At 41.5% G+C, this 17,373-nt stretch carries 11 protein-coding genes and 3 pseudogenes; all 14 read right to left on the bottom strand.

Going from position 1 to position 17,373, the window contains the following annotated elements:
* Window positions 1–626: 626 nt before the first annotated feature.
* The 14 genes and pseudogenes from NXM86_RS10350 to NXM86_RS10415 all read right to left on the bottom strand — a co-directional run bounded on the left by NXM86_RS10350 (window position 627) and on the right by NXM86_RS10415 (window position 17,357).
* A complete protein-coding gene (locus tag NXM86_RS10350) occupies window positions 627–1,796 on the bottom strand; it encodes a carbon-nitrogen hydrolase family protein (RefSeq protein WP_328268136.1) in 1,170 nt (389 codons plus the stop codon).
* A gap of 642 nt (window positions 1,797–2,438) precedes the next feature.
* Window positions 2,439–2,825, bottom strand: a pseudogene (locus NXM86_RS10355) (L,D-transpeptidase); the annotation flags it as partial.
* 33 nt (window positions 2,826–2,858) lie between these two features.
* Complete coding sequence (locus NXM86_RS10360; protein WP_498957985.1) at window positions 2,859–4,187, bottom strand: YheC/YheD family endospore coat-associated protein; 1,329 nt, start codon at window positions 4,185–4,187, stop codon at window positions 2,859–2,861.
* Window positions 4,188–4,481: 294 nt separating this feature from the next.
* Window positions 4,482–5,972, bottom strand: a complete 1,491-nt coding sequence (locus NXM86_RS10365) for an IS200/IS605 family accessory protein TnpB-related protein (protein WP_498957987.1) — start codon at window positions 5,970–5,972, stop codon at window positions 4,482–4,484.
* Window positions 5,973–6,180: 208 nt separating this feature from the next.
* The gene (locus tag NXM86_RS10370) at window positions 6,181–7,521 is read right to left on the bottom strand and encodes a YheC/YheD family endospore coat-associated protein (RefSeq protein ID WP_498957989.1); all 1,341 of its coding nucleotides are present in this window, start codon (window positions 7,519–7,521) and stop codon (window positions 6,181–6,183) included.
* On the bottom strand, window positions 7,505–8,881 hold the full coding sequence (locus NXM86_RS10375) for a YheC/YheD family endospore coat-associated protein (RefSeq protein ID WP_498957991.1): 1,377 nt from the start codon (window positions 8,879–8,881) through the stop codon (window positions 7,505–7,507). The genes NXM86_RS10370 and NXM86_RS10375 overlap by 17 nt, the downstream gene beginning before the upstream one ends.
* On the bottom strand, window positions 8,838–9,935 hold the full coding sequence (locus NXM86_RS10380; protein WP_375217064.1) for a YheC/YheD family protein: 1,098 nt from the start codon (window positions 9,933–9,935) through the stop codon (window positions 8,838–8,840). Before NXM86_RS10380 ends, NXM86_RS10375 begins: the two co-directional genes overlap by 44 nt.
* Window positions 9,936–10,185: 250 nt before the next feature.
* Complete coding sequence (locus NXM86_RS10385) at window positions 10,186–10,911, bottom strand: NlpC/P60 family protein (protein WP_498957992.1); 726 nt, start codon at window positions 10,909–10,911, stop codon at window positions 10,186–10,188.
* 14 nt (window positions 10,912–10,925) lie between these two features.
* A complete protein-coding gene (locus NXM86_RS10390) occupies window positions 10,926–11,333 on the bottom strand; it encodes an NUDIX hydrolase (protein ID WP_062754344.1) in 408 nt (135 codons plus the stop codon).
* A pseudogene (locus NXM86_RS10395) lies at window positions 11,314–12,482 on the bottom strand (2-aminoethylphosphonate aminotransferase). Before NXM86_RS10395 ends, NXM86_RS10390 begins: the two are co-directional and overlap by 20 nt.
* 285 nt (window positions 12,483–12,767) lie before the next feature.
* Window positions 12,768–13,190 (bottom strand): annotated as a pseudogene (locus NXM86_RS10400) (NTP transferase domain-containing protein); the annotation flags it as partial.
* On the bottom strand, window positions 13,183–14,313 hold the full coding sequence (gene aepY, locus NXM86_RS10405) for a phosphonopyruvate decarboxylase (protein WP_498957993.1): 1,131 nt from the start codon (window positions 14,311–14,313) through the stop codon (window positions 13,183–13,185). The gene aepY and the pseudogene NXM86_RS10400, both read right to left, overlap by 8 nt.
* Window positions 14,300–15,829 carry a phosphoenolpyruvate mutase gene (gene aepX, locus NXM86_RS10410; protein ID WP_498957994.1) on the bottom strand — a complete coding sequence of 510 codons (1,530 nt, stop codon included), beginning with the start codon at window positions 15,827–15,829 and terminating at the stop codon, window positions 14,300–14,302. Before aepX ends, aepY begins: the two co-directional genes overlap by 14 nt.
* A gap of 130 nt (window positions 15,830–15,959) precedes the next feature.
* Complete coding sequence (locus tag NXM86_RS10415) at window positions 15,960–17,357, bottom strand: Mur ligase family protein (RefSeq protein ID WP_498957995.1); 1,398 nt, start codon at window positions 17,355–17,357, stop codon at window positions 15,960–15,962.
* Between the last annotated feature and the right edge of the window lie 16 nt (window positions 17,358–17,373).

A 17,373-nucleotide genomic window follows, 5' to 3' on the forward strand; every position in this document is an offset into this window, starting at 1 on the left:
GGAACATTCCTGGAGCCGGTACAATTTCCGGAAAGGAAATTGCCAAGATCGCTGGAGAATATTTAAAAAAAGAAATCCGCGTAAAGCCGATATATAAATGGATGATCCAATTAGTCGGCTTATTTGACCCCTTTATGAGAGAATATGCTGAAATGATGTATTTGAACGAAAAACCCGTTGTATTAGACGGCAGCAAATACGAGAGATTAATCGGTCCCGTTCCGCTAACTCCCTAGAGATAGGAATCAGAGAAACATTGAAACAAATGAAATCGTAAAAAACGCAAAAAAGCTGTCACCTTCCCGAATGTCTTGAAATTTCAAGAACTCGGACAGTGATAGCATCCATACAAATCATGATCCAGATATTAGGTTATAAAATGTTATGAGCTATTCAGCAATTTAGTTGAAAAAGAACCATTTATTTATTTGATGAATATTTTGCATTCTAAGACTGCTTTCTTTCTCAATTTATATTTGTTTTATTCACTAGAAAAAGAATTAGATCAATATATTTAACAAATCCAGTAAAAAAAGTCGGACTTGAGAGAGAGCAAACACCCTCTCCCGTCCGACGCTCGCTCTTATCTCCATAGCTGAAAGATAGGGATTCTATCGCTCGCGTTTTTATTTTTGGCTCAATTTTGTCTCCACTTTTTCAAGAACTTTTTCTAATTTTTCAAGCGGCACTTCTGTGCTTTCGGAAATATTTTTCAAATCTTGGTAGGAAAGTCCTTTTGAGCTGCGGAGAAGATTTCTTTGTTCATGATCATGCAGCAATAGTTGAACCGCATCTGGTCTCGAATAATGGCCCAATCCGTCAAATACCACTTTCGCCGCCTTGATCTCATTCGCATGGCAATCCGCGTAAACAATCGTATCCTCGTTATAAACTGGTCCGGCGATGTATTCACCAAATGGGTTAACGATTGCGGCACCGCCTACCGCCCAGCTGAAATCCATTTCTGGGCTATCAATAAAATGCTTATATTGAGGTTCAAAGTCTTGTTCTCTTAACAAACCAGCCACGCTGATGACAAAGCTTCCTGATTCAAAAGCGTATTCTCTGATGGCAAACTGTAAATCGCATGGATCTCCTGGTTCCGTCGTTGCGTGGAAAATTCGTCCTTTTCTCTTGCCATCGCCGGTCTTTTGCCCGAACGTCCAAGTTCCAGGCCAGTTGGCGATATGGAACTCTTCTCCCATCAACATTTGGGCTGCTCTAACCAAAATGGTATGGTGCTCCCAGCAAATAAGCATACCGATTCGTCCGATATCGGTTTGATACACTCTTAGATCGCTGCCATCTCCCAGCCCATGGTAAAGACGCTCATTAAAGGTTGGCATTAACTTACGGTGCCGTCCGAGTATGGAGCCGTCAGGACCGAAAAGGATTTGCGTATTATATAACGTGCGCGCTCCATCGGTATCATCGATCTCGTTGACTCCCATTACACAATAGACCCCTGCGTCTTTGCATGCTCTTCCAATGATTTCAGTATCTTCACTTGGAATGGCAATGGAGTTGCTTTGAAGCGCTACATTCCACTCATACCATTCATCGATTTGGCTCGCGTAACCGGCTTTATAGTATGCCGGAAAGACAGGTATGTAGGTTTCGGAGAACGCCACTAATTTCGCGCCGTTTGCTCCTGCTTCTTTGATTCTTTGGCAGGCGATTTCAATAGATTTTTCTTTGTTGAAAACAATTTGCGGTGCTTGCACTGCTGCTACGCGTACTGTCTCATGCCCTCCAAAAACGGATTTGTTCAACTTTTCATTTCGAATTTTAGCCATGACCGTTTCCCCTTATATTATTTTGGATGGTATCCAATGAAATATATATATGGGTCTATTAACTTTATGAATCAAAAATTAAATTAGAAATATGGAACAGCATTTAATCTTTCCTGTCGTATATGATGCCCATCTAGTGCTGTATTTCGGGAAAATGACGAGATCCATTCCCGGCTGCCTTAATTTCAAGATCGTGTTCGCAATCTTTTGCAGGCGTAGCATTGATAATTAACGGCCGCTACCTCATCGTATCATTGCTTCTAGAAATCACCAATTACTTGTTTTAATGGGCAACGACTTTTATTCCTTCACTTTTACAAAGAGATTGCTTTTTATAGCTATATCATCTCCAGGCGGTATTCCTTATTTAAAAGAGGGATTCTCTTTTCAACAGTCTGAAAGTTCGGATCAAATTAAATCCGAACTTTCTATTTTTTATAAGTATTAATGTGTTAACTATTGCTGAAAAAACAAAAAGGCTGACCCATCAGTGCCTGACCTCACGTGCATTTCACAATATATCGTTCATTGATCCAATATTTATGTCCTATAATTGCGCTGTGGAGTCTGACACTTGCTTTCGTTCAGCCTTTTATTAATCTTTCACTTAAACGTCTGATGTAAAAAAAACATTTCTTGATGTTATGGACGGATAAAAACTTCTGTTCCGTTTGGCGCCATCGAAGCTAATTGTAGTACGTCTTTGTTGTGCATTCGGATGCATCCTTTTGACACATATTTTCCGATGGAAGATGGATTATTGGTGCCGTGAATGCCATAATGAATCTTCGATAAACTTAACCACATAGCGCCAAAAGGCCCGCCAGGATTCGGCTGGCGATTGACAATGACAAAGTCGCCAACAGGTGTTGCGGTCACCATTTTTCCAACACCAATCGGATACGTACGAACGATGCTTCCCTTCCTTTTTAACGTTAACTGCCGGCGGCTGACAGAAATATGGATTGTATATGGAATAGAACCTTTGGCAGGAAGATGAGGAATAATAATCGCCTGGCCGGGAACGAGGATAGAGGAGATGGTTAAAGGGAGCGGCCTTCATTAACTGAAACCAGCCAGAGATTTCGCATATTCGAAAGGAGTGGTCACTACTTTTAAATACATTTGCCTATCTTTGATCGAATAGAGAAGCAATTGGTGGTCATACAGCGGATGGATTTCGATTAGCCACACTTTTAAGTTTTCATCGATGATCAGATCAATACCCAAATCCGCATAATTCCCTCCGCATTGATCAAGGGTTTTGCAAGCTGAGACGCAAAGATCAATCATTTCCTGTTCTTTTAAAAATACTTCCCTTTCGTTCATTTGAAAAACTTTCCTCAACGCTTCCTTTCCAGTTAAAAAGATTCCTGCCCGGTCAAAGTTGGCAGTAATTCCTGTTGTGTCTCCCAAACGGGCAATAATGCCCGAACAGTTCCAATGTTTAGAACTGTTTTTTTGCATAATGACTCGGAAATCAAGGCGGTGATCTCCATAGCTCTTGGCCGAAACTGCCTGTTGTATAAGATAGTCCTCATGCGTTATTAAGCTGTTAAGAAATTCCGCTGCTTCTTCTTTGGAATGAAATCTTTCCCCCTTAGATTCGTCAAGAAAACGATATCCGCCGCATGTTTGATCCACTTTGAAAAGTCTCTTTTCATTTTTTGTTTCTATCGGTTTTAAATAGACTTCTCCATACAAAGACAACATATGATCCAAGCTTTGAACGTTTTCCAACTGCTGGGTATATGGCAAGTGTTCGCGCAAATAAGGATATGGGAAGAGCCATTGCCACAATTCCCACTGATTAAATAAATAGGAATTAAACATATTTTCGCCAATTTTAGAGATAATCCGATCATACACTAATCTTTTTACATCTATTTTCCGGTAGATGACGTTCGGATACGGAAAGAAACCATACTTCCATGGAGTTTCATCTTCTTTCGCAGCCGGGTCATAGTAATAACCTTCAACCGTTTGGGCGGATGAATGGATTCTATTGGCTGCACAAATATAAATGAGTCCTCGTATGTCTGAGTAGCTGCTTAAGTAGTCCTTATATGCATTTAATGACTCAGGCGTGATATCCCGTTCTTCCTTGAAGGCCATAAAGGCAATCACCGGGCCGAGATGCAGTTCTCTTCCTTTCATTTCTATTTCATATGGAAGGTGTTCCGGCAATTGGAAAGGCAGTTTTATTGCGCTTGATAAGCCAACCGTATTTTCAGGTATGCTGCTATGAATCTCCACTTCGACTTCCTGTTTCCATATGCCAACTTGTAAGATCATCCGCCGAGGTATCACTTCCCTTTCTTCTATGATTGATTCGGGAAGAAAAATCGTGTTGAATTTTTTCTCTGGAATCCATTTTATATACCACTTCATGATAACCCCTGGTTACTAAAATCTATAAAAATCGACACATCGCGATGGAACCAGGAAACATCGCTTACCACTCGGATTCTCACCGAGTTCCATCAGGAAGGGAATCCCCTTGTCATTCACCTGCTGTGAAAGACATCCCGTGGCTCGCTGTTAGCGACGGCATCTGTCGTGCACCATTCCTTCCATCGGTCAGTACACGACAACGATTTTAGCAACCAGGTCTACCCCTCCTTTAGTTGAATTTGGTACTGGTTCAGCCAACAACATTTGTGCAATATGTTCCATAATGACCATTCATGCTCTTGTTTGAAATTCTCGATTTTGTGTAACATCGTCGCGATATATTGGCGTTGTTTCTTGCCGCTTTTCGATTGCTTGTAGGATTCTTCCATCGACCCTAACACAGCAATCAAATGGCGCTTCACTTTCGTTTTTATGATGTGAATGAGTTCTTTTGGCAACGTTCAGATACCCAACCCCTCTGCCAATGACAAATGCGGCACTTTCATGGACGGATAACCCATACTTTTTCATATACTTGAACCGCCCGATGACGCTTGTATATGCCGGATTCACCTTTTTGATACAAAAGCCCAGTCTTAAGCCCCGACGAAGGATTGTTTCTGTCAGCTTTTTCTTTTTGAAATGGTGGGTCAAGCGATTGAATCGTTTGTCCGTATCGTGCTGCTGTCTTAGTTGAATGTTTTCGATGACCACTGCCCCAACATTCTCTTGAAGCAGCCAGTCATACACATCGCGCACCGTTTCACCGATGAGGTTGTTTCTCTTATTCGCTCTTACGTATTCCAGTTCATGGCAGTAAAATACCTTTGATTTAAGAAAGTTTCCTTGTTTCGAAACGATGCTTACGGCGATGCGGTCAATATTGATGTCAATTCCTGCAATTCGTTCCGCTTGAATTGGTTCATCATAGGCAAGTTCCTTGCCATATACCTCTTCTTCATAGATGAGATGAATGTAATATTCCCCGTTTTTGCGTTTGATTTCGACGGTGTATGGTTGATATTCGATGATCGGCTTGCCTTTTGCATTCACTCCAACTTGTTCTCCCATGACGAGATGGATGATTTCCTCTTCATATTTTTCAGGAACAGACACAGGGAATCGTAAACGGGGAGCGTATTTCCCTTTTGGTTGTCCAAGTGGATTGGCGATTTCTACATAACATTGGTACGTCTTGTCGTCATAGGTGAGGCGAATATTCAAATTCCCTTTTTTACTTTTATCACCTCTAGCGTACAACTGATTCGAACGCAAATCTTTCCATTCTTCGTTCGTGATTTTTCCTTTCAAGCGCTTATAAAAGTTCTGTTTTCCGCCAAAAATCACACGTGGAATCGTTCCTTGGTCGAGATGGTGCTTTAGCTCATCTTCTTTGGATTTCAGTTTTTCTAATCGTCGCTGTAATCCATCTAAACACGTTGGAAGATCGACTTTTTTCGGTATTTTTCTTCCGTGTTGATACTCATCGATTTTCTTTTCGGTTTTTTCGATTTTCGCCTGCACATCCTCCAAGCGTATTGGAAGCAGCTCACGTTGAGAAGAAATCAGCGATTGAGCAAGCAAGACCGCATCTTCGGCAAACCGTTTGTTGAGCCGAAATTGGTGCGGAAGGTGTTTGATGATTTCTTTTGCGTTCCTTCCCTCCAGCAAACGGTTGAACGCGTATCGCTTCGCGGAACCAAAGACGCGCATCAACTCATCTAATGAACGAAGGTGTGTTTCATCATTGGAAACAATTTTCATCACCCGAACCGTTTTCATCCCCTTGCCTTCCCCCTATGTTTGAATCATTTAGAACATATATTCGCCAAATCTTCTTCATTTCCTTTTTACATGAGGAAGAGGGAGATGATTTTTTATCATCAGACAAGAAACGATGAAAAAGATGGAGAACATCCACCTCTTTACGTCCAATAACAAGAGATATTTACATGATTTTATACATTTTTATAGATGTTTAACAAACTGCTTATACCTCCGGAAACCCAGCAAGTCTCTTGGCATAAAGCATATTCATAAGCTTTATTTGATAAAACAGCGGACGATCATGAATATCAAGAGCAAACAACGGACTAGGGTTTAGGTTGTTCATTTCAATGATCCACATCCTTCTCTGGGTGTCTATGGCGATATCAATGCCTAAATTTCCGCAATGTACCCCGCATTGTTCAATCGTTTGTGCGGCTTCATGTACGATACGCGATATTTCTTTTCGCCACTTAAAGACCTCTTCAGTGGAAAGGCCAAATATTTTTTGCAGCGTAATTTCTCCAATTTCGGCAGTGCCGCCCGCTAAAATATTGGTCACAATGCTGCCTTGCTGGCCATATTTGGCCACCATGCACATATCATTCCACACACCTGCTTGGTCTTTTACCATCACGATGCGGAAATCGATTTTCTTTTCTTCGAACGATATCAGGTCAAGAGCTTGCTGCAAAATATACTTTTTCCCCTTGAATTGGCTTTTGAAGAAATCAGCCAGGCTAAAGAGATTGGAAAAGGTCATCTCATAAGGGATGCCATCTTGATGATACTGCAATTTCAGGCCATGTTCCTCGCTTTTGGAAACCTTGAAAATTCTCTCACCCATGCTGCCATGAAGCGGTTTTACATAAATTTGCCGGTGAAGGTTCAAAAAAGATTCAAGATCCTGTGGCTTTTTGTAGAGAATCGTCTCAGGCAAATACTGCTTTAAGTGAGATGCTTGACTTAACCATTTATACATTTCCCACTTATTGAATACATAACTGTTAAATAGCCGGTTGCCGAAAATCGTTTGAAAATGATTTCTCCAGCTTTTGTTAAGATAAATCGTTTTAAACACGGCGGCTGGATACGAATAAACGCCTTGTTCCCATTCTTTCGTGTCCGGGTTAAACATATATCCCTCTATTGTATATTTGAAAGGATCCATGCCTTCTAGTGAAAAAGCAACAATCGCTCCGCCAATGCGGTCATAATCGTATAAGTAGTTGGATAAATATTGCACGCTATCGTCCAAACTGCTCTTCTTTGATGCGGTCAGAATACCTATATAAGGCCCGATTAGAATTTCATTTCCCTCCCGCCGGATTTCGTAACGGCCGCTGAGAGGAATCCTTAAGGACTCAATCACCCCAATCGATAATTTCATTTCGTTTTCGTTTAACCTAGAAGATATTTTCAGCTTAATTTCTAACGCTTGGATGCCAAAGCGAAGAAACCATTTTTTTAGGGCGGAAATATTTTTTTGTTTCGCGGTGTTCGGATGGATCGTCAAACAGTCTTGAGCCTGCAGGTCCGGAATGATTTTATATTTCGGATTCATCGCTATCCTCCCAGCCAAAACCGGCAATAGAAGTTGAATAAAGAATGGGTTCGTAACATATCCGCCGGTAGATGTCATCATCCAATGTTTTAAATCCTTTAAAGGTTGGGCGAACATTAGCTTCTATAAACCAGTAATGTTTTTGTTGATCAAGAGCAAGATCCAATCCAAATTCAGCAAAATGGAATCCTGTTTGATCCATCATTTTGCAAAACTCCATCGAAATGGAGTGAATATCTTTTCTCACTTGTGTGGGATCCACTTCAGAACCAAAGGCTAATGTTAACGCTTCACTCAACTCAAGCGCTCTGCCTCCATTGGAAATGTTCGTAATCATCTTCCCCGTCCCTGCAAGTCTGCACTCTATTCCATTACAAACCCACTGCTTCCATCTGTTTTTTTGCATCACTACTCTTATATCCCAGGGACTGCCATCGATTCGCGCTAAATCCAAAAAAGGCTGAATGATATAATCGCGTTTTAAATATTTTCCTTCGTGCAAATAATCCTCCAATTGTGATGCGGGAATCGTAAAATTGGTAAACTGTCGATAATCATGAACTTCGAGGGTCCCGTCAGGCTTGGATGTGATAATCGATATCCCTCTGCCTCTAGAAAGCTTATTCGGTTTCAGAATGACTTTTGAATATTTATGAAGAAACGCTGATAAGCTGTCAACACTTAATAATGCCGTTTCTGGCAAATATGGGTTCAGCCGATCATTTTCCTTTAACTGAGTATACAACTGCCATTTATCAAACCTTACAGCATTAAATACTTCCCAACTGGAAACGTCGCTGCATTCGTTAACGAAATTATTCCTGGAATTAAATCCTCTTCGATAAACAACCGACGGCAGAGGCAATTTGCCATATACCCACTTTTTGTTCTCGTAGTTGAAGTATAGGCCATAAATACACTTTTCTCGCCAGCTTATGGAGCAGTGCCTGAACGCGATGAAAAGCCCCCCTACTTTTTCATAAACTCCCATAGCATCCGTTAATTCCTTTAATCTGCGATGGTGATAATAATAATGCTGGTCGCCAAGCAAAAAGCCAATAACTGGACCGATATAAATGGTTGTGTTGGTATAGCGTATTTGATACGTGGCAGATTTCTGAATCAAAAGCTGATCAAACACATTTTGGGAAAGCCGGATCAGAGCAGGATCATGAAAATGATCTCCCGTACATTCATCAATGGAGGATGAAGCTTGCACTGTGATGGGGATTTCGTTTTGGCCAAATATCAGTTTAGTCTGAGTTTTCAATTTGTCTGCCAGATTTTTTGAAACATATATCGTATTTCCTGAATCTTCAATCCCCCCCGTGTCCTCTCTCTCCACTTTGATCCACTTCATTTCGTTGCCCCCTTTCCGTTACGTGGTTATGCATGAGAAATAACAGATAATGAAAAGCATTATTCAGAAGATTCGATTGTGCTTCCGAATCCATGTGACGATACAAGTATGGATCTTGTTCAAAACCAGCAACGTAAATGAGGTAGGGACAACCATTCTCATCAAATATATAATCAAGTGTACAACTCCCCATGAAGGGAATGTAAAAATCTAAAAATTCTCCTATTCGTAAAGAAACATCGGCTAATGTTTCCTCAACATTTTTGTTATGATAAGGATCGCAGAGTATATCACTTATTTTAGAAGAACAGAATGCATTTCTTGAAAATATGCCGTTCTTGGCCGCTATGGTTGTAACGGACCATCCTCCATTTGCGTCCTTTTGAAGATAGATTCTGGCTTCTAAGGGGCCGTTCTCCCACTGAAAGCATTCGATTCCCTTCATTAGAATATGTTTTTTGTTGTTCGTCATTTTTTGGATATAGTTAACAATATCGTTCTTTTCGCATATCTGTCCGTTTTGGCCGATACAAATCATGTAGTTGTCGTTCTGAGTTTTTTTGATAACGACAGCTTTTGGTGGATGGAATGTTTTTTCCGGCAGAAGAAATAGCGTATCGTACTTGTGAAGATACTCCGTTAAAGTGGCGGCATTTAATGTTACGGAGGGCAAGAGAAATTGTTCAGAGCCTGTTAAAGAGGCTAACATTTCGAAAATGATGCCCTGAACAAAACGATTAACAGGATTGATGACCATGATATTTTCCATTTTCCTTAAGTGCCTCATTTTCCCAATTTTATCTTCGGTCGAATGAAGGGCAAAATTATAAATAAGAGGGGGTAATTCGCAAAATCCTTGACTTACCCGATCTCCTTCTATGATCGTGCCGCTAATGGCCTGCCCCTCCAAATCTAGATTTTGTAATGTAAACAAGACGGTTCTTATGTTGTATTCTTCTGATAATTTGCTGAAATGGTCAATCATTTTTGGAAAAATGTGCTGCTGTTTTTTTGCATTATATATAAAACCAAAGTCAACGGTTTCTGTTTGCACTAGTTTCACCTCTTTACTTCCGATCAGATAACAGCTTTCAATACTCTATCTTATGACTGCGTCATTTATTGGTGTATAAGTCCAAATAAATCATTTGGCATAAATAAAAAGCATTTAGGTCAAGCTCATTCAAGACGAAAGAGCAGAAAAGCGCGAACAGAAGCAGACTCGATGGAAGAAGTAAAAGGAACTATTTAAAAAAGCTTAACCCCCCCTATTGACATCACATGTTTAAGGAGAGCAAAAAGGTTTATTGCTCTTGGGAATTCTGGGTGTTAGGCATAACAATAGGCTTTTGCGGCGGGAGTACATATCGCTCTGGAATAACCGGCCCTCTGTCTTCATGGCCTGGAATCACTTTTCCTGGTGTCCATGATCCTTCCGGCAGAATTCGTTGAGCATTATAGAAACGCAGTCCATACCAGCGTTTAAAGCCGGTGATAATCCCAATGGCTGTAGGAGCTCCACTTGCTGTGCAGATTACCGCTGGGTTTCCGTCGAGTTGCCCCATGTAAATCCCAACATGGCCGATGTAAAAAGTACCGTCGGGCCGCTGTTTCCACCAAGTGAGTATATCTCCGGGACGAAGGTTTTCTAACCCTTCGAGGCTCCAATACCCATCGACGATTTTCGTATAGACGCCTTCCACTCTTGTACCGATATTGTCATATTTTTTAGCGACGCCAGTTAATTCAAAACCAAAGTCGCCATAGACTAATTTCGTAAACCCCGAACAATCGACAACTCCGTGGGAATGGTATGAGTTGAAGCCATGGCCGTATACCGTATAGCCATGCTCCATATACCATATCGCGCGTTCTACGATTTGATCAGCCAGACTTCCCTTGATATGTTTATATGCTTCTCTATACTGAGCCACTTTCACCAATTCATTATTGACATAGTCATCATAATTCTTTTTGTATTTAGCGACCGCTTCTTCTGTTGTCAAAGATACATAGGAAACAGGCATCATTCACCCTCCCTCAATTAGGATTCGATGAAAAAAGGGTGTTCTTCTTCATTCAAACATTTCAAAATTCTTTCTTTATATGTTTTCCACTTCACCTTCTGCAAGGCCTCATCGATGGTAAAATACCCCGCATCTAAAGCATCGTCTCCTCCCGCTAATTCACCGCTTACCGGCGTCCCGAGAAAAAGTACCGTACATCTGCTGTTTTTGATATCTTGAATGATTCCACAAAATTTGGTCAAACGGACTTCAATGCCTGCCTCTTCCCTGACTTCCCTGATGGCTGCCTCCTTGATGGATTCGCCGTTTTCTACATAGCCGCCAGGGAATTCCCACCCTCTTTTCCAATTCTTAACCAATAGAATTTTGTTCTCACTATTAACAACAGCTACGGAAGCCGCTAATCTATGTTTTGGAATCGCCATGAATCTCCTTCCTTTCCGTGCAGTAACCTATGCTTATTAGATATTGTTCAAGCAGACTTACAAAAAATTCTATATCCTTATAGGTAATATCCCCGATATTTGCTACCCTGAAGGTATTCTGTCCTTCGAGCTTGCCGGGGTAAATGGTATATCCGTGGCGATAAAAATAATTATGCATCTCCTGAAAATCGTAGCTAGGGATATTCGGTTCCATAATGGCTGTTATGATCCGGGAATGATGCTCTTTCTTGACTAGATGGGTTAAACCCAAGCGAGTAATGCCATTGATCAGCACTTCCCATGATTTGGTATATCTCTCATACCTCTTCTCAATCCCTTCCAGACGCGTCTCAATGATCGCCTGCTTTAGTGCATAAAGTGTCTGCACCGGAGGGGTGAACCGCATCTGCTTCGTTTCTAAAAAATATTTGTACTGTGAATAAAGATGAAGATAAAAATTTCGCGGGCGAAGGTGTTTAGTCATTTCTAAATGATCCTTTTTCGCAACTACAAATGCAACACCGGCCATTCCTTGAAGATTTTTATTGGAAGACGCGGCAAGATAACTAATATTCATGGCTTCCATATCAATCGGGATCGCCCCGAAGGAACTCATGGCATCGACAATCATTTGGATTTGATATTTTTTGCATAGACGTCCAATGGATTCAATATCATTCAGGAGGCCTGTCGTTGTTTCATTATGAACGACGGCCAGATGGGAAATTTTACGTGCAGAGTTTTGAATCATCGCTTCTATCGCAGCAAGGTCCAAAGGTTCGTCTGGTCTGCTTCGATATTCGATATAATTTAACCCATAGGCTTTCGCAATCTGGCACATCCTCTTGCCATACGCGCCATTATTGACAATAAGCACAGCCTCCTCGCCAACAACCGAGCTCAAAATTGCCTCAACGGCCGCGGTGCCCGATCCCCCGAACAAAACAGTGGTATAATGCTCGGGTCTGCAACAAATTTTGTAAGTTCATCGGAAATAAATTGCATGACATTGCCGAATTCTTCTTCTCTCGGACAGATGTCAGGGACTACTTGCGCGTATTTAACGGTATCCGTCGTTGTCGCAGGCCCCGGATTGAGCAAGATGTTTCTTTTTACCGGCGGAACATTCTTTTCTTTCGCTTTAATCATCGGATAGATATAACGTTGTGCGCGAAGCAAATGGTGTTCGTTGTCAATTTCGCACCAGGCAAGATCATCCAACTTGTGAACGTATAGATTCACTTGATGGGAAATGCCGACAAGAGCGTGTTCATAATCGAGTTTAAGGTCATCATCAAAGCTCATTTCAGCAAATTTGCACATGGCTTGAAAGGTAGGATAGGAGATTTTCGTAATGCCTACTAACTCCGCATAGATATGGTTGAGTTCATTTTCTTTTTTTGCCATATTTCGCAAAAAACGATATTCATCGGCCTCGATAAATACTGCGTCATCCGAACCTGTCAACTCACTCGCCAAAATAACATCCGGCCTTTTATTGTTGATTAATATATCCAACGCTTTTTTTTCATAAATTAAGTCACTCTCAAGAAGAAGAAAGTCATCCGAAATATGATTCTTTAAATGGTAAAGGGTGTACATACTGCCTGTTTTTTCATATTCGTCATTGCGTACGCATGCAATTTGCGGGTATCGCGTGGCCAGACGATCGTAAGCTTCCGCCAAATAGCCTGTTCCAATCACGATCTTTTCGATTCCTATCTCAAGCAATTTACAAATAGACTGTTCTACAATTGGCTTTTCATCAAGCATTAAAAAGCCTTTAGGCTGATTTTTCGTTCTTTCTCCCAGTCTGGTTCCCATTCCCGCCGCTAAAATGACTGCCGTTTTAATCATGAAGAAACACCTTCAATCTTTCTTTCACTTCATATGGCTTCATTTTCGGCCGCCCGAGACCTTCTTTGGATCCTTTGGCTATTTTCATGTATAGAAACGTAAGACTTTTCTCTCTCTTCCAATCTTTGATACACGATTCCAATTCTTCAAGGTTATGAACGTAAATCGATTTCGAGTAGCCGCAAGCTGCCGCTATATCCACGAAATTGACGTTGTGTGATACAGTGCTCTGGCCGCCTGTCGAATCATGTGTGTTATTATCCAATAGAATATGCAGCATATTTTTTGGAGCGTAGTATCCATTTGTAGCCAGGCTTCCCATGCGCATAAGCAAAGCCCCGTCTCCTTCAATAATGACGATATCTTTATCTTTTTTGGCCAGTGCAAGCCCAAGCCCCAGAGAACTGACACAGCCCATGGAACCCACCATGTATAGATTATTCGGAGCATCTTCAACCTCGTAGAGCTCCCGTCCTGTTTTTCCGGTTGTGGCCAACTGAATGGTGTTGTTATCCTTTAATGAATTGATCCGCTTTAATGTTTCGATTCGGGTTGGAAGTTGATCATCTTTCGTTTTCCCGACCTTTAACACGTTTAAGTTAGATCGTTGTTTTTGATCCTTTAACGGCTCTTTCTCAAACGTATTTTTTTTCACGACAAAAAAGAAGGTTTGGTCCCTTTCGATATATGAATGAGCTCGCACAAGTTGATTTTTTGCCTGCTCGAAGTCAGCCGATAAATATTCCCATTTAATTTCCATAAGATCGAGCATTTTCGTTGTGATACGTCCCATCAATTCATGCTGCGGTTCATCAGGAATGCCTGGTTCGCCTCTTAGGCTTACAAATCCAAGCACAGGAATCCGAAAAGGATAATTCAGGGAAACCAATGGCGATACGGCATTGGTTAACCCTGAATTTTGCATGAGAACGACCGGCTTCTCGCCTGCCAGATAAGCCCCCGCGGCAATCGCCACCGCTTCACCTTCATTCGTTGCCGCAACATAGTCGCAATCATTAATCGCATAATTGATTAAGTTCTTTAGAAAAGAACACGGTACCCCGCTGAAGAAATGAAAGCCCATCTTTTTTAATTCTTCACCGAACATTTTAGTGTTTATCAAATAAATCACCTGCCTTTTGGAGGTCGCGGATGGTATCGATATCAAGCCATGAACCTTTGATATATTTCACCGCAATAGGGCGGAACGAACTAATGTAATTAAAAAGGTCCGCCATTGTCAGCTGTTTGAAGTCTTCTCTTTTTGATAGTTCTTCTAAAGCTTTTTTTACAATTTTAGAACCGTTTTTTGTCACCTTCCAGAGACCGATAAATTCACCATGGATTTCTTCTTCTTTCAAGTCCCCTGACATTTTGATAAACCGGACAGTGCTGGAGTAAAGTTTCTTAGAATAAGGTGTATCGGTGGATACGAGGTCTTTATCATGACTGATCGTTTCTACATCAGCGTCAACAATGAGGGTAATGTCGTTCATATCGTTCAGAAGATCGTTGAGGATATAGTTTTTGAAAATAATATCTCCATAGCTGATCACAGTATTCTCTTTAATTTTGTCCTTGGCTAGATATAAGGAGTAAAGTTCTTTCGTTTCTGCAAACAAGTCATTGTCAATAACCGAAAAATTCGCTGCGGCAACCTTATCTTTGGCAAAGCCTCTAACCACGCAAATATCTTTGATGCCAACCTTATTAAATTCATCAATTTGCGTCGCGAGCAAGGATTTTCCTCCGACCTCAAGCAGAGTCTTTGGAATCTCTGCAGTCAGCTCATCCATATCGCCTCTGCTCGCCGCCAATATAATGGCATTCACGTTCTTTCCAGAAGCCGGAAGATATCTTTTTTCGGCTTGTTTCAATTCATCTACTCCCTGAAGCCTGAACACTTCGTTCACGGAAACAACGTTAGGCTCTATATTCACAAGGCTTTGTTCTTGACGAATTTGCCGGCTCGTTTCCTGCATCGCCTTGATCGCTGCCCTTAGATTATGATTAGCCCAAATCACGAGGCTAACACCCAATTCTCTAAACTTCTGCGTTGGAACGGAATAATACTTTGTCGGTACAATCACGACTGGAAGTCTGTTGCCCCATTCTTTCATAAATACTTCGATCTCCGCAGCATCGTTTCTCTTGCTGTGTATCAAAATCGCGTCGGCCCCCGCCTGACGATAAGCCTCGGCGCGGCGAAGCGCCTCTCTGAGCCCCCATCCTGCGATAAAGGCTTCCACTCTCGCAACGACAACAAAGTCATCGTCAGTCTGGCTATCCTTCATCGCTTTGATTTTCCCGCAAAACTCTTCGATATCCGCAAGCGGTTGTGCTTCTCCACTGATAAAAGAATTGGTTTTCGGAAATAATTTGTCTTCTATACAGACACCGGCAATTTGCCTTGATTCTAATTTTTTTACAAGACGTCGGGCATTATTGAAGTTTCCGTAGCCGGTATCCCCGTCCAGCAAAATCGGTATGGACGTAGCATCGCTCATAAACTCCAAAACTTCCAGCACCTGTGTCCATGAAGCTTCGTTGTTGTCTCTTACTCCCATGGAAGCGGAGATGGACAGTCCACTCGCCCAAATTCCTTTAAATCCGGCCTCTTCCACAATTTTCGCCGACAATCCATTGTGAGCCTCCATGATAAATTCCAATGAATTAGAATTGATTAGATTCCTTAACTGAGTTGTCTTTTTCATCGCTGATCCCTTTCATTTATAAAATTTCATTTTTTGATATCGCATGAAATTTGAGTTAAGGCATTATTGCCTGTTTTAACTTTTGGAAGGAGTCCTGAACCATGACGCGGTGAGGGATTTTAAGAAGCACGACAGAGTCCTGGTTTAAAAAAGGCTTAAGGATTTGATAGATTTCCGTTCCGCTGTTGGAAAAATAAACGTTGCTTGGATCCATTCCGAGTTCTAGGGCTTTTCTTCCGATTTCCTTCGCTTCATCCCCTACGACAAACAGGTAGTCAACCTGTGTTTCCACCACTTTTTCGCCTATCCTCGCGTATTGTTGCCTTGCAAATTCACTCTCCCCAAGCTGGGGCATATATCCCAAAATCGCGATCTTCGTTTTCGAGCCGGAGGTTTCTTGAAGTACTTCAAGTGCGGACGCCATGGAAAGAGGAGCTGCATTCCATGTATCGTCAATGATGGTGCATCCGCCCGCTCCGTGACGGAATTGCAGATGTTCTTTCATCTGTTCAAACGATTCCAATCGTTCGCAACATTCCTCTACACTCATGCCCGCGCTAGATGCGGCCGCGATAGCGGCAAGGGCGTTGTATACATTAGGCTTGCCGTAACCCGGCACAAAAACCTCGTAAGTTTGATCTTGATGCTTAAGAGTGAACTGCATTCCGCCATCCACGTTGCGGACATTTTTTGCTTGAAAATGGCATCCGTCACTGAAGCCAAAATAGATGACCCGTTGAAATCCGCTAACATCGAGAACCTTTTTTATGTTGCTGTCATCAGCGTTTAAGATGATAATCCCTGTCTTCGGATCTAATCCGTTTATGATTTCGGCTTTCGCCTTCATATAGGCTTCCGGTGTTTTGCAATCCTTTAAATGGTAGACATCAATGTTTAGCAAGACTCTGATTTGGGGTTGGAAATATTGAATGGTGTTGGCCAAATAACCTGGGGAAGCAACAGGCATTTCAAAGACAGCTGCTTGTGTCTCATCATCAATACCGAGCAAATATTTTAAATTAAGGGATCTTTGATTATTGCTGAGAAAGGTGGATTGGACTTTATAATATTTTCTTAATATATGCTTTACCATTTCTTTGGTCGTTGTCTTGCCACAGGTACCAGTGATGCCGATAATCGGGATGTCAAAAAGATGGCGATAATAGTTAACAAACTTCCAATAGGCCTCCTCTATATTTGGTACTTTAATAATCATGACATCCTTGCCTATATCTTGGAAATAATCAGGATTGTCTGTAACAACAACGACCGATTTGTACTTTTGAAATAATTTTTTGTCAATTTTCATATCGTTGTAACGGTAAAACAGCATCGTTTGGTCTTTCATTTTTTTGGGTCGATAGACGACATTTTGTATCAAGGGATTGCCGGATCCCTGTATGACAGTGCCACCTATCTCCGCAAGAATTTCTTGGAGATATAAACTTTTCATGTGCATTCTCCCCTTT

Source organism: Geobacillus sp. CX412 (assembly GCF_027942335.1).
Lineage (GTDB): Bacteria > Bacillota > Bacilli > Bacillales > Anoxybacillaceae > Parageobacillus_B > Parageobacillus_B toebii.

Excerpts from the sequence above, each read along its gene's own strand:
- NXM86_RS10365 (WP_498957987.1), bottom strand. The coding sequence starts at position 5,972 with ATGAAAACGGTTCGGGTGATGAAAATTGTTTCCAATGATGAAACACAC.
- NXM86_RS10350 (WP_328268136.1), bottom strand. The coding sequence starts at position 1,796 with ATGGCTAAAATTCGAAATGAAAAGTTGAACAAATCCGTTTTTGGAGGG.
- NXM86_RS10370 (WP_498957989.1), bottom strand. The coding sequence starts at position 7,521 with ATGAATCCGAAATATAAAATCATTCCGGACCTGCAGGCTCAAGACTGT.
- NXM86_RS10415 (WP_498957995.1), bottom strand. The coding sequence starts at position 17,357 with ATGAAAAGTTTATATCTCCAAGAAATTCTTGCGGAGATAGGTGGCACT.
- NXM86_RS10390 (WP_062754344.1), bottom strand. The coding sequence starts at position 11,333 with ATGGCGATTCCAAAACATAGATTAGCGGCTTCCGTAGCTGTTGTTAAT.
- NXM86_RS10385 (WP_498957992.1), bottom strand. The coding sequence starts at position 10,911 with ATGATGCCTGTTTCCTATGTATCTTTGACAACAGAAGAAGCGGTCGCT.
- NXM86_RS10375 (WP_498957991.1), bottom strand. The coding sequence starts at position 8,881 with ATGAAGTGGATCAAAGTGGAGAGAGAGGACACGGGGGGGATTGAAGAT.
- NXM86_RS10360 (WP_498957985.1), bottom strand. The coding sequence starts at position 4,187 with ATGAAGTGGTATATAAAATGGATTCCAGAGAAAAAATTCAACACGATT.